We start from the raw sequence: 14094 nt of genomic DNA on the forward strand, positions 1-14094 counted from the left end.
ACTCGCGAGCCGCCCAATGAGCCGGCTCAACCCGGGAATCGTGCGCAGGCACCACCCAGAAAGCGAAGCGAACACCCTGGTCAGCCTCGGCTACACCGACGACCACACACCCAAGCTATCAACAATTGCCACCACGCCCTCACCCTGTGCCGCGTCCACGGCAACACTTACTACTCCGCCAGCACCCTCGACCAGCTCATCCGCCTCGTCGAGCTTCATGAAAGAGCCCGTCTGCCGACCCCTGAAACGCTGCGCCGCGGGACTGTTCCAAGATCGGCACCCCTCTGTGTCAAGTCGCTGGAGACAGAGAGGAAACCGAGTCTCGGGTCATGGTGCGGTAGACGGTGTCGGCAAGGCTGCGTTTGAGGCAGCGCAGTGCTTCCTTGTGACTCTTCCCGGCTGCGCTTTTGCGCTGGTAGTAGGAATTTCAGTGCTGCCGACCTGGACCTGCCGACTCGGCCCGAACGGGTGCTGATGTCGCTCAACCCCGAGTACTACGAGTTGATCTGGCAGGGCCTGAAACGGCACGAGTTCCGACGCCGTTACGTCGCTGGCCGGGCTACGACCTGGTACGTCTATCTGACCGCGCCGGCCTCGAAGCTAGCCGCGGTGATCGACCTGGACGCGGCCATCATGGACACTCCCCGCCGCATCGCCGACATTTGCTGAACACGCACGTGAGGGCAACGGCACTCGGTGCACGACTACCTCCAGGACCTCGAACGCGGCTTCGCGATCCCGATCAAACGAGTGCGCGAATACCCAGGACTCACCGCCGACGAGCTCGCGGGAACTCTCGGGAAGTTCCACCCGCCACAGGGCTACACACTCATCGACCGCCATCCCCAGCTCAGCAGCGTCTGCGACTCACTCACCGCCGCCACCATGATGCGTGAACTGGTGGCACAGCATCCCGCCTCCGTATCCTGACGCTCACGGGGAGTGAAGGGGGCGAGAATGGTGATCGCCGGGCGACGACGAGACTCGAAGGCACCCAGCAGAGAGCACGTGCTCTCACCGTTGCGCATGGCGAGAGCATCAATTCCCGCGACGCTTCAACAGGTCTGCGAAGACCTCGACAAACTCTCCGTCGACGGCTCATCCGGAGTCACCCCGGGCATGCTCTCCGGCTGGGAACTCGGTCGACACATCACCAGCATCAAGTACCGCCGTGTCCTCGCCGAGTACTACAGCCGGCCTCCCGAGGAGCTGTTCGCGCACCAGGACCAACAGCTCACCGCCACCTCGGAGACTCCACAACTGCTCATCGGCCACCACATTCGACTCCGGTGTCCTGTTCGAAACCAGAGTGGCGGAACGGCTCATCGACCACACACGCCAGTGCTACGCCGCAGCCCGCAAGGTAGAGACTGAACAAACCCTGCGAAACCTGCCAACGCTACGAAGCTAAACCCCCACCACTGGTCGAGACCCGCGCAGAGGAGGTGCCCGTCGTGAGCCACAGCATCCACGACGTACACGCCGCGGCCACACAAGATCACGAATCGGTGATCGAGTTGACCCGCGACCTCGTCACCATCCCCAGCCGAGGCGGCATCGACCCATACGAACCGATACTCGACAGCACCAGCGACTGGCTCGCACAACACCACCTACCCACAGCGGTACTCAAAGACGACACCGGCGCAGCCGTCGGACTCACCTGCGAGATCAAAGGCGCGCACCCAGGCCCGAGATGGGTACTCGACGCCTGCCTCGACACCGCCCCCTTCGGTGACGAACACGCCTGGACCCACTCCCCCACCTCAGCGGCCATCGACGACGGCTGGCTGCACGGACGCGGCAGCGCCGACTCCAAATCCGGCGCCGCGATCTTCTGCCACATCGCCACCCGCGTCGCCGACACCGCCGACAATCTCGCCGGCACCCTCGTGCTCCTCTTCGACGTCGACGAACACACCGGCGGATTCGGCGGCGCCCGCCGCTACTTCCAAGGCCCCGACGCCCCCACCGACGTCGCCGGCGTCATCATCGGCTACCCCGGCATGGACAAACTCGTCGTCGGCGGCCGCGGCGTCCACCGCGCCCAACTCCACGTCCACGGCACCTCATCCCACTCCGGCGGCAGGAAAGCCACACCCAGCGCCATAGAGAAAGCCGCTCACCTCATCCACATCCTGTCCACAACAGACCCACCACACGGCGCCACCGACGCGTTCCCAATCAGCGGCAAGGTCACCGTCACCGCCATCACCGGCGGACAGGGCTACTCAGTCACCCCAGACCTCTGCACGCTCAACGTCGACATCCGCACCACACCCACGTTCGACGACCAAGCCGCCGCTGGTTTCCTAGAACAACTCGTCACCCAGGTGGACGACGCCTGGCCCGACACCCGACCCACCCACATCAGAGCCGACACGCGCTGGCCCGCCTACGCACTCGACCCCACCTCACCGCTACGCGCCGCCATCCTCAACGCCGCAAGCACCATTGGCGTCGAGGTCGAGGCCAAAATCGCCGGCCCGTCCAACATCGGCAACTACCTCGCCGGACTCGGCATACCCGCCACCGCCGGCTTCGGCGTCACCTACACGGGCCTACACGCCACCGACGAACGCATCCGCCTCGACACCATCCCCACGGTCCAAGCCACCTACCACGCCGCCGCACTCAGCCTCCTGAGCACGGATCATCAGGGATGACGCGGCGATACGTCGAGAAGGTCGGTCTCCAACGCGACCGCCCGACGATCTGGAGTCGCGCGATCCGTCCTCACGACACAGTGAGTGCACGCACGCGCCGCTGGATCAGATCGATGGTGTCCACCGGAGACAACGCTTGAGCCGCTGCCTGGTCGAACGTCGTGGTGAAACGTCCAACGTCTTCCGCGTTGTCGACCCAGGCCCCGCCAGCGGGATACTCAAGATAGACACCAGGCGTTATGTCGGGTTCCGGATAGTCGACGATGATAAAAGAGCCGTTCATGGTGCCATAGCCGCCGGCAGCGTAGGGGATCACTTGCAGCGTGATGTTCGGCCGCTCGACGAGAGCGACCAAGTGCACGAGCTGCTCGCGCAGTCGGCCCAGAGGATCTCACTCACATCCGGGTGGTCCTGGTGGACGGATCGCCCGACCTGCTGGTCCGCATAACGCACCTTGATGTCGTCGCCCACGGCGAAGTGCGACCGGAGGTCCCATCATGCTTCCGCTCGACCCACACGTTCACCGGCTGGCACCGGCAGGTCCTGTCTCATGACGGCCGGCGTACAGATCGAGAAGTCGATCTGCGCAGTCCGGGTCGGACCGTCAAGCGAAGAAGGCGGCCGTACATGTATCTGGCGTCGCGAAACGGGGGTTCCCCGCCTCCGCCACCGGTATCGCTCGTGATGGCACCTCCCGGCCGGATCCCCAAAGGCAGGACGGCTGGGACGAGCGCTTCTGAGAACTCCGGCCGAGGCCATCTGAGGGCGCTCCTCAGTGGCCGCTGCGGCAGGGCCAAGGAGAACAAGAACACCGACGCGTGCGTCATCATTATACAGGCGTTCGGCGTAGGCTGCCGTAGTTATGAATCTGGTGGAACAGGTGTTGCGGGCGATCCAGGGACATCCGGTCAACCCGGCGGAGTTTGAGCGATGCGCGTGTGCGTTGTTGCGTACGCGCTATCCCGGTGTGTCCGCTGTGGAGGGCGGCCATGACTTCGGACGTGACGCGGACATCTACTTCCCGTCGGACGATGGTGATCCCCAAAGGCTTGGCCGCCTTCTGGCCACGATCGGTGACCCCGTCGCCAACCTCCGTAATGGGTTGAAGCGGATGTCCCAGGAAGGGCTCCGCGTTGACCTGATCGTAATGGCGTGTCTGCAACCCGTGAACGCCACCAAGCTGGCGAAGCTCGACAAGTTGTGCCACAGCTACGGCTTGCCGGCGCCGCAGGTGTACTCGCGGGACTGGTTCGTGAACGAACTGGTGTCCGAACCAGAATGGCGGCAACGGCTCCTCGGCGTCGGCGGTCAACTGGAGCTCCTGCTCGAACGACCCCTAGACGTCCTTGAGCCCGCTGCTCCGGCTCTGACTCTGGTGGGGCGAGAGGTTGAACTGTCGACCTTGCGCAAGCTGGTCGATGATCGAACCGATGTGATGCTGGTGGGGGTACCTGGCGTCGGCAAGACCCGGTTAGCCACTGAACTCGGTGATGACGTCTTGTTCCTCCAGGGCGGCGAACCAGGCCAAGTCCTCGACGCCGTCGTGGGCACCCGACCGGCCGCAGTCGTTGTGGACGACGCTCATAGCCGTGCCCCGGACCTGCAGGTTCTCCGCCGGATCAGGGTTCAGGAGCAGACGACGTTCTCGATCATCGCGACTACCTGGCCCGACCAGGCCGAAGACGTGCGAACCGCGCTGCCCAGCGCCCAAGTTGTCGTGATTGACCTGCTCGAACGTAAGAACATGGACGTCCTGATTCGTGCGGCAGGAGTGACCGGGCATCGAGCGCGGGTCGTCGTGCTCGATCAAGCCGAAGGCAGGCCAGGCTGGGCGCTGGCCCTGTGCGAAGTGCTCGTCAACGGCGGCGGGCAAGACATCGTCACCGGGAGCGCTCATCGCGCCAACGTCGAGCGCTACCTGCGCCGGGTCACCGAGTCACCGACTGCGCTTGATGTCCTGGCCTGCCTGGCCGCACTCGGCACCCTATCCGGCGAGACCGCATATCAGCTCGCGCCACTGGTCGGTATCCCGCCAGCCGAATTGACCGGGCTCCTCGACCGACTCGCTCGACACGGCCTTCTCGATTCCACACCCTACGGCTGGTCGCTGCAGCCGTCCCTGCGGGCACCGCTCGTCGCCCGGTGGTTCTTCACCGAGCCCACACACCGACCCTGGGACAGCCTGGTCCAGACGTTCCCCGATCACCACCGCGCGTTGACGGCCGCCGCGATCGCCGCGGCTCGCACCGGGTCCGCTCTCGCCCACCAAGCGGTGCGAGCCATAGCCGCGTCGCTGCTGGCACCTGGCACAGGTGAGGAAGTCGACTTCGGGCTGCTGGCTCAGTACTCGACCATTGATGAACACACGGCGCGTCAGGCCGTGATCCAAGCCCTTGCCGCGCTCTCGACACCTCGCCCAACCCACCAGATCGGCGGTTTCCACTTCGATCCGATCGCCCGTTCTGCCACAACGCTGCTGATTCGCGCCGCCCGGCAGTGGCTCCTACCCGAGGCCGTATCAGCGCTGCTCGACTTGGCGATTGGCGACACTCGTGCACGGCACTCGACCCAGGAGCACCCGCTGCGGGTCCTCGGCGACCTGGCACGAATCATCGACCCCGACCACGGCACGTCCATACAAATCCGCGAACGAGTCCTGACCCTCACCCTAGGCTGGCTCACCGCCAACCCCGATCCAGCGCACTGGACAGTCGCCACAAAGATGTTGGCGACGCTGTTCTCCCCCGAAGTATCCGGAACCTGGTCTGATCCCGGTGATCTGAACACCTTCAGCTACTCCCAGGGCTACGACACCGCCACCAATCTCGAGCAGCTACTCGACCTATGGACCCAGGTAGACAACCTGCTCACCGTCCACCCGGACAAGGTCATGACGGTGTGCCCGCCGGAAGCGCTGTGCCCGCTGATCGACCTCGTCAGCGAGTGGTTCCGACTCGCCGCCGGCGTTCGGTTTGACGCGAGAGAGCTGCGTCCTGAGCAACGACAAGCCGCCCGGGCCGGCGCCCGCCGCATCCTTCGAACTCTGCGACCCGTTGTTAGAGCTGTGCCCGGTCTCGCTGTCCGCGCCCAGCGCGTCCTGGACAACCGGCCGACCGATGACCAAGACGACAACGCTCCCATCGCCGCGTTCCAACTCGACTCGGACCTTGTCGACCTTCTCGGCGGGACACGAGAACCCGACGAGGACACCGCGGGGTGGATCGAAGCCAGGCACCTGCGCCTCGACCAGCTCGCCCAGCGCATCACCTCGCTAGGCCCTGCTGCTGGAATCACCCGCTACACAGACCTCACCCACGCCGCTTGCCTCGCCACCCACAGCTTGGACGGCCACGCCACCCTTCTCGCCCTGCGCATCGCGCCCCACATGACCGACCCCGCCGCCTGGGTCCGCCTCGCCAACCAGCACCGTAACCCAGCGCTACTACACGCGGCGATCCAGCAAATCCTCAAGGCCGCACCGGAAGCCGTGCCCGTAGAGGAACTCATCACCCATATGAGTGATCCTGGCCTGCGCGCGGCGATCGTGTCCGTCGCAGTGGATCGATCCGACGTCGACGAGTTCACCGACCAGGTCATCAACGACCTCGGCACAGCCGACGCACCGCTGCTCGACCGTCACCTTCGGACCGACTCCCCCACCGACGTGCTGCACCGGCTACTGACCCACCCCAACCCAGCCATCGCCACCGCCGCGGCCCTGGAGTTCGCCGACGCCCAACCCTACGGCCCCACCTTGCCGGATGCGTGGAAAGACGACTGGCGGGCCGCGATCCAGGACATGAACGTCGAGGACATGGACCAACACGCCCGCTGGAAAGCGACACGAGTGCTCGAACACCTCGCTACAAACGACCCAGACCTGTTCGAGTATTGGTTCGCCCGCCAACTCGACTACCAGAAGACGAGAGAATATTTGCGGCCACCGGAACCTGATGGTTGCACAGAACTCCTCACCCACCTCCCCCGAGAGCACCGCGAACGCCTCACACGGCAGTACGCCCAACTGCTTCACCTGCCGCGCACTCACATCACCCTGCTCACCCACCTGGTTGGTCATGACCGGGACCTGGCCGAACGGCTCCTCGACGAGAAGGTCATCACCACGGAACACCTGCTTGACGCGGTCACCGGACAACGCGGCATCGTCCTCGAACAACTCGGACCGCTACTCCTCGACCGCGGTGCCGACCCAGACCACATCGCCGAGCACGCCGGCGTCCTCTTGGGCGCGAGGTTCGGCTCCGAATCCTTCCACCACAAGCACCTCCTGCACTTCTTTCAAATGCTTAGCGAAAAGGAGCCCGGCCTGCTCCCAGTAGCCGAAGCCGGTTGTATCCGACAGAAGACACTCCGAGACAAAGCGGAAGAACAAGAACGCCGAGGACGGGTACGGGGGGTTTGACTGTCGAACGTCGTCCTTCCCCGACAGACCTGACCTGTACTTCACCTCACCGCCGTCACTAACGTCGTTGACCGTCTGAGCTGGGCACGCCAAGTGCGCTGTGAGCCACGCGCAGGTATCGGTGGGCTTGCGGAGGCAGATCCCCCGGCTGCATCGCCAGCAGTGCTCCTTCATCTCCAATGACTAAGCGCTCGCCGCTGGTATGGACGGGTCGTCCGAGACTGACGTACGGAACCCGCTTCACAGCGCTGCGCCCCCACCACTCATCGAGATGGTATGCGGGTTGCCACCTTTGTCGGCAGATTAGGCGAGTGCCGAACTAATGGGGTCGGCTGATGTCGAGTAGGAATGACTGAATGACGACGTCATGTCCCGCAGACGCGGCCTGTTGGTCTAGCTGTCGCTGCACCTCAGAGCGGTCGCGCCGATCTCGCTGTATTCGCACTTCCGATCGTTGCTCTGGGGTGATCCAGTACACCAGGTAGATCCCGTACTGCACTCCGGACGGGATCAGGTAGAGCTGTACGAGTTGCGCGTGCATCGCGGTGAATAGCTTCGCGTGGTTGATGAGTTTGGCTTCGATGATGACTTGGGCGTGGGTTTGAGGTTGAGTGGCGGTCGCCAGGGCAATTTTTAGATCGATACGGGTGCCGCTTCCCTGTTTGTGGCGTCGGCGCACTTGGGGCTCGCGATCGATAATACTGTTCTTGCAGAGGAGTGTTCTGAGGTTGCGTTGTATCCAGTCGGAGATGTCGTCTTCGGACTTGGGTGTCGGCTCGTCACCGAGATTCCACAGGTCCCGCCAGGCGTTGCCGTGTGTGATCTCGTGTTGAAGATCGCGCAAGTTTTCGATCACGACCTGCAGTAGGTCCTCGTTGGTGCGGATCAGCCGGCTGTCGGCACGGCCCAGTAGAGTCAGCAGGCCGCGTGGGTCCAAGGGTTTGAAGGCGAGATTTGCTTCCTGTGCGCGGGCCCTGCGCAGATATACGGAAATCACGTATCGGTCGGCCTCGGGCCTACCGGCTCGCAGGTCTGTGAGCGCTTGTGTGAGGCCGCGTGCGGCGAGTTGCTCGAGGACTCGCCCTCGGGCATGTCGAACGCCGAACGGTGAGTAGTCGTTCGATCGCCAGTCCGGATCCTCCTCTATGGGCAGTTGATCGACAAGCAGCCGGCCGAGCCCGATAAGGTTGTGGTCATTTAGACTGGCGAGTTCGAGGCCCGGAACCACGTTGTCAAGTACGTCGAGCGTCGCACACTGGGTCACGAGTTCGGCGACAACACTGTCCGGGTCCAACACCGCTTGTCCGCGATGGGCGAGCGCGGCGAGTGTCGTGTCCCCGACCGTGCGAAGTTGCTGGCAGGTGGAGCGGGCGGTGGCCGGCGCATGGGCTATCAGGAGGTCGAGGAGGGTCGCGGCGAGGCCGCCGCTATAGGCACCTGTAATGAGGCGCTGTCCTACCGGTTGGGCCAGGTCCACGATCAGGCGCTCGTAGACGCAGTGGATGCTAATGGGTGCACGGCTCTGCGTCTGATACATCTCAAGTCTCTTGAGTGCCGCGTCGACCAGGCTTGCACGAGCCTGGTCGGGCGCGAAGTCGATCAGATCGCCACGTAGTTGGTCGTCGTCCTCGCTGCCAGCGCTCCAGGCCGAGACGATCGTCGACGCCCATTTCTGCCACACCGACACCTCTAGAGAACGGGCCAGGTGCGGTTGGTGCCGGACGAGTGTGGCGAGCAAGTACACGCCTGACCAGTCGGGCATCGTTTGCGTGACCGTGATCCGGTCGACTCCGATAGAAACACTCAGGGACGGTTGGTGCGCTCGGAGATAGCGGAGTCCGAGGTCCACGATGAGTTGTTGATCCTCGGGGCCAAGGAGTTCCCACCCGGCACGAGTGGTCAGGTCGTGATGGAAGTGCCGAGCTGCGCTCGAACTGCCGTCACAGGCAAGCGAGTAAACGATCTTCCACCAGTTGGAGAGATCGCTGGCGGTGGCGTGGAGCGATTCGGTGAGCTGTTGTCGCTGAGTATCGCGACGCTTTCTCCGCTCCAGTTCTACATCGCGTTCCGCCGTCCTTGCTCGACGTGATCGCTGTGCTTGTGACGAGTTTAATTTGATCGACTCCCGCAGGGGTCGGGTTGGTTCGTAGGCGGGATGATCGGTTGGAAGAGAGAGGATTAGATCTGCCGTGCAGCGGGTTGGCTGATCGAGCAGCGAGGGCACACAGTTGGCCAACACGGGACGCGCAGGCGAGGGTAGTTGGGGTAGCTCCCTGACGAGCGAGTCGCGATCGTCTACGGTCACCAGACCGAGGTCAAGCAGATCGGACCAGTGATGCTCGTCGAGGCGCTCAGCCACGACAATCGCCAGTTGTATACGTGAATCGCAGCCTGCGTCCGTCCACGGAGGTCCTTTACGACGGTCATGCCATGAGTGCCACCGAGTGGTCTGGATCAACGTCGCCACAAGAGCGGCGAGCGAGATACGGATCGGATGAAACTCTTGGTGGGCCCATCCCCTGCGCACGAGCTGGGGTATCAACCGCCCGTGGGCTTCCTCACCGTCACTGACGCGTTCCGCGGCCCAGTACAAGACTGTCGGAAGGTCGTCGACCGGGATCTGATCGCTGAGCTGGCCCAGAAGAACCAGGTATGCACCAACGAGGTCGGTGTTGCGGCGCGGCCGCAACACCTCCAACAGTTCAGGAGTACTCAGCAGCGTCGGATACAACGCCTCGATACCAGCGGCGAGTAATTCGTCATCAGGATCCTCATCTGGCTCAAGGGACAGCAGCGGCCGCATCCGGCTGGTCACCGCATCATTGCCGAAGGAAGCGGTGGCCGCAGCGGCCGGCCGGCGCGTCCAGGGTGCCCACGCCGGATCAAGGACCACGGTGAGAAGGTCCTCGCCAAGCTCGCCGCACCTGCCTGCTTCGGCAAGCCGGCCGATCCACCACACCTCCTCGGTATGCGTGAGGCCGTTGGCGAGGTGCTGCCGCAAGTCATCCGACAGGCCCGGATACGCCAGCGCCGTCAGGTCCAGGCCCCAGTCTGGATCCGTATCGCCTTCCGCGGCTTTGGTGAGCAATGCATGGACCACGGCGGCGCGGACGTCATCGGATGGGATCTCCACGCCGGTCTGGATGAGCGCTATCGCGTTCACCGCGATCAAGTCCTCGACGAGTCCGGGAGCGATCGCCGCAAGCCATGCGGTTATCCCCGCCAGAACGCCGGGGACCCTGCCGTCCTCTCGTGCTCCGAGAAGGCCACGCAGCTGAGCATGTGTCACCTTTCGTTCCACGACGTACCGCGCAGCTAGATACTCAGCGTACTGCTGGTGCCGGAACGCCAATGCCGCGTCGGGGGCGGCGTCGAACAACGTTGTTCCAATCACCTCGCTGACTTGAGCCGGCGTGATAGGGGTTCCGGGTTCGTCGGGTTCCGGTGTAGACGGCAGTCCGGCGATGTACTGTCGCCTGGGCGCGGCAGGCTCAACGGTTCGCCCGAAACGGTTGACGCGCCCGAACACCGAAATCGCTGCCAAACGCATCGCGATCCGACGGCGTCGATCCAACGGCACCAAGGGCTGCACATCGGCACCGGTCTCAACAAGGAACTGCTCCACTTCGTACTCAACCACAGCTAAGTGACTTGTCGGCAGCCTCCGAGTAGCCCGCCACTGCTTGGCCGCAGCTTCGAACTGCATCGCGGACGCGGCCAACCGCCCAAGCTTCGCCTCCGCTACCGCATCAAGGAAACCGTTCGGTACCGCAGCCCTCACCAGCAGCGCGGCCGCCGCAGCCCGGCTCAGCGGCAGTAGCTTTAGCTCCTCAAAGTCCGGCACCGTCCCCGCAAGAGCGGTGGCCAGAGACACGTCCCACGCCGCTGGCCGACACGCCAAACGCCACCGCACCCGCCGTCCCACTGGGCTCGTCATGTGGTGCTCGAGGATTCGAAACACCGACGACTCCTCACCAGCGACAACGTCGAGACCGTCGATATAGACCGGACCACCATCCTCAATCGCCGCCGCGAGTTCCCGGTGCATGCCGCTCTTGTCGAACAACCGAAGATCAACCACGACCCCGCTCGGCTCAAGCGTTCGCAAAGCGTCCAGCACCGTGGACTTCCCCACTCCACCCGGCGCGAGCAACACAAAGCTCAGCACACCACCGTCACCTAAGACCAGCTCCGTCACCGAAATCGGCCGCGCTCCGCTGCCGAACCATGACTCGCTATCCGGCTCAAGGTCGAGGAACCCGTGACGGTCGAGCACCACCTCGGTACCGACCGAGCCACCAGACCACGACGACCCTCGCCGAACCGGTAGCACATGACGATCCAGACCCCGCCGGAGTTCGCTACCGACCGTCACATCACACTCCTCGGAGATCCTCTATCGCGACGCCAGGCATCCCCCCACCGCCGTCGTTCATCCGCACTACCTGCGACGATAGGCCATATCTTCGCGCGTCGCAGGCAACATCTCTACGTAAGATGCGCGCATCTGGCTCTCTGGAGCCTGCGGTCGATGTCAGCCCGGGGATACACGGTGTCCAACCCGGATCGGCTCTCTGCGGCGCCACCCGTTGGTGACGAACCGCCGGGCGTGGACGTGCACCGACCGCACTTGACGGTCATCGGACTGGAGGAGGTACCTGCCCTGTAGGCCAATGCCGCGCCAAGCACGTCGAGACAGCCCTTAGCGACGGAACAGCCGCGAAGGCGCGTATATACCCGAGGTCGATATCGCTCTATGTCGGATATCCATGCTCACCGGACGACGGTCCTTCTTGGTGGGCCTGCGTGCGAGTACACGAGCCGATGTCTATGAGATTGGACGCTTGATTACGCGGTGTTGCTCCCTGATCGTTCCGTCGCCGGGGATGCGAATGCCGATCACCTCGTCGATGAACGCGGTACGACGCGGTACCTCGATTCCATCCAGCGGACGGTCGGCAGGGTGGTGAAAGATCGACCTGGAGGCCTCGCTCACAACGGCTAGATTGATCTGCCTGGCGCGCGTCGAGGCTGCCGGAAGGTCGACCACCCGCTCCGTGCCACGGTCCATGAGGGCGAGAGCGGTGCGGCGGTCCAACGGCATCACGATCATCGTCGCGTTGATGCCGTCAACGGCAGGTTGCTCGTCAGGTGACCGCGGCGACCAAGTGCCAACTGGGTTGTCGCTGGTCACGAGGCAGTCAGTGTCGAATCGGAACAGTCGCCAGGGCCGTTGTACTAGGTGTGGGTGGTAGGCGTCGATCGCCATACGAAGGGCCTGCTGGACGGCGAACGTCTGAGACATCCTGAGCTTGGGGAACCTCTCACTCAGGTTGTCCCGGACTGCTTGGACCGCGGCAACGTCGTGGGCTTCGCCGCGACTTTTCAACCACTGGGGAATTCGCTCTGGGTTGTTCGTCAACTCCATCTCGATGTACTGCTGGGCAGCCAAGGTCCCCACGGCCTCGGCGTCCTCGCGGAACCGCCGGGTCCTGGTCTTCTGCAACGCGATGAACTGGGTAAGCCGGTAGCGGTCCTCCACGGTCGGTGGAAACTGGCCGTCAAGCAGGTGCGTAAGAGCCTGAGCGGCCTTGTGCTCGATCTGCGAGAGCACCCGTTCGACCATCTCCGGATCGTGACCTACGCGGTGGCTCTCAGCGATCGTCTCGGTCGGCATCGCGTAGTAGCCCTCTTGGGCGCACACCCTCTTCACCGGCCGCATCCGAGACCGATGCGGCGGATCGCGGTCGACGACCACGAGGTTCTGCCTATCGTCAGCGAACCGACGGAGGTAGAACCTCGGTACGAGGTGATGCCTGGGCACTCTCGCAATGATATTCCGCCAGGTCAAGGCGTTTCCGGTGAGTCGATTCGGCTGCATCAACGACCAGTAGCGGGCGTATTTCGGTGCGCGGATCGCGACCCTGTGATGGACACTGTACGGAGAGAAGGCCGTGAAAGGAGACATTCGGTGTACCTGAAGTTCGACGGAGGTGTGGAGCTGCGGATCACTCCTGCCCCAGACCAGGAACCGGTGAGCCTTACCCCTGGCTTGGGAGCTCACCGAATGCGGGTACCACTTCTCGTCGAACCGATCGCGCTTCCCGCCGGGATCACGGTGCTTCAGCTCAGCGGCGAGCTGTACGCCGAGCATCCGGCGCCACAGTGGCTCGGGGATGTCGTCCCGGTCGCGGTCTCGTTGCTTGAGGGCAGGTCCCGCCCTGCCGACATCGCCTGCTCCTTGTCTGACCAGCAGATCCTCGCCCTGGAACAGACTCGCGGTGATCAGGAACTGCAAATCCGGATAAATCTGACGGGCGTCCTGCCCCAGGGACCCGGCGAGTTCCCGTTCGCTCACGACCAGGAGATCCTCCGCGTCCCGACGAGCCGATGGGGCCAGCAGCTCGAAAGTCTCGGCCGCGCCGTGTCCATCACCATCGCTGTACCGCTCCCACCGGACGGCGCCCACCTAGCCGACGCTGGCAACTACCTCCGCGAGGCAAAGCTGCTCATCACCGACGGCAAGTACGAACCTGCTGTCGTGAAGGTCCGCCATGCGCTGGAACGGATGCAGGAACTCAAACACTGGCCGACCAAACCGCCCAAGGACCAGCCCGACCCGACCAAGTGGTCCCAGGACGTACGGTGGGGTGTCATATTGAGGAGCTTGTGGGCGCAGGCGTGCGGTGCGGCGCACGCCGACGAAGTCACGAAGGACTTCGTCTACACCCGGTCCGACGCGATCTCCCTGCAGGTCGGCGCGGCCGGCATACTCAATCAGCTCACAGCCGTCCTCGCGCCCTAGCGGCTGCGGCGCTGTACTCGTACTGCGCAGCGCAGCAGATCGTCACCTCGACATCGTCATAGCGGAAATAGCTATCCTCGGGCTTAGAGACACCCTCCCATGGATACGGCGTACAGCCACGTCTGGTATCGCGATTAACGAGTATCGTGCCATCCTCGTGGCTTGTTCAGGATTCTATCGGCACGCGAACTGACCCTCCG

8 protein-coding genes are annotated in these 14094 nt (G+C 63.8%); 5 read left to right on the forward strand and 3 right to left on the reverse strand.

Annotation, left to right across the window (positions count from 1 at the left end; all coding sequences use genetic code 11):
- Positions 1 to 474: 474 nt before the first annotated feature.
- The 3 genes from CLV71_RS49565 (at position 475) to CLV71_RS32160 (ending at position 2666) form a co-directional block, all read left to right on the forward strand.
- The gene (locus CLV71_RS49565) at positions 475 to 669 is read left to right on the forward strand and encodes a hypothetical protein (protein WP_243866843.1); all 195 of its coding nucleotides are present in this window, start codon (positions 475 to 477) and stop codon (positions 667 to 669) included.
- 27 nt (positions 670 to 696) lie between these two features.
- A complete protein-coding gene (locus CLV71_RS49570; RefSeq protein WP_243866844.1) occupies positions 697 to 930 on the forward strand; it encodes a hypothetical protein in 234 nt (77 codons plus the stop codon).
- 524 nt (positions 931 to 1454) lie between these two features.
- Entirely contained in the window at positions 1455 to 2666 is a 1212-nt protein-coding gene (locus CLV71_RS32160; RefSeq protein ID WP_243866845.1) for a M20 family metallopeptidase, read from the forward strand.
- Positions 2667 to 2736: 70 nt separating this feature from the next.
- Here the strand turns inward: CLV71_RS32160 and CLV71_RS32165 are convergent, their stop codons facing one another.
- Positions 2737 to 3051: a Scr1 family TA system antitoxin-like transcriptional regulator gene (locus tag CLV71_RS32165; RefSeq protein ID WP_341771688.1), complete on the reverse strand. Its 315-nt coding sequence runs from the start codon at positions 3049 to 3051 to the stop codon at positions 2737 to 2739.
- A 477-nt stretch (positions 3052 to 3528) separates the two neighbouring features.
- Between CLV71_RS32165 and CLV71_RS32170 the strand changes: the two genes are divergently transcribed.
- A complete protein-coding gene (locus CLV71_RS32170; RefSeq protein WP_133906649.1) occupies positions 3529 to 7089 on the forward strand; it encodes an ATP-binding protein in 3561 nt (1186 codons plus the stop codon).
- 319 nt (positions 7090 to 7408) lie between these two features.
- Here CLV71_RS32170 and CLV71_RS32175 read toward each other — a convergent pair whose 3' ends face one another.
- Both CLV71_RS32175 and CLV71_RS32180 read right to left on the reverse strand, forming a co-directional pair.
- Positions 7409 to 11464, reverse strand: a complete 4056-nt coding sequence (locus tag CLV71_RS32175; RefSeq protein WP_133906650.1) for a hypothetical protein — start codon at positions 11462 to 11464, stop codon at positions 7409 to 7411.
- A gap of 453 nt (positions 11465 to 11917) precedes the next feature.
- Complete coding sequence (locus CLV71_RS32180) at positions 11918 to 12913, reverse strand: DUF4238 domain-containing protein (protein ID WP_166664337.1); 996 nt, start codon at positions 12911 to 12913, stop codon at positions 11918 to 11920.
- A 147-nt stretch (positions 12914 to 13060) separates the two neighbouring features.
- Between CLV71_RS32180 and CLV71_RS32185 the strand changes: the two genes are divergently transcribed.
- Positions 13061 to 13894 carry a hypothetical protein gene (locus CLV71_RS32185; RefSeq protein WP_166664338.1) on the forward strand — a complete coding sequence of 278 codons (834 nt, stop codon included), beginning with the start codon at positions 13061 to 13063 and terminating at the stop codon, positions 13892 to 13894.
- Positions 13895 to 14094: the final 200 nt, after the last annotated feature.

Origin of the sequence: Actinophytocola oryzae (assembly GCF_004364325.1) — a bacterium.
GTDB classification, from domain to species: domain Bacteria; phylum Actinomycetota; class Actinomycetes; order Mycobacteriales; family Pseudonocardiaceae; genus Actinophytocola; species Actinophytocola oryzae.

Excerpts from the sequence above, each read along its gene's own strand:
- CLV71_RS32170 (WP_133906649.1), top strand. The coding sequence starts at position 3,529 with ATGAATCTGGTGGAACAGGTGTTGCGGGCGATCCAGGGACATCCGGTC.
- CLV71_RS49565 (WP_243866843.1), top strand. The coding sequence starts at position 475 with ATGTCGCTCAACCCCGAGTACTACGAGTTGATCTGGCAGGGCCTGAAA.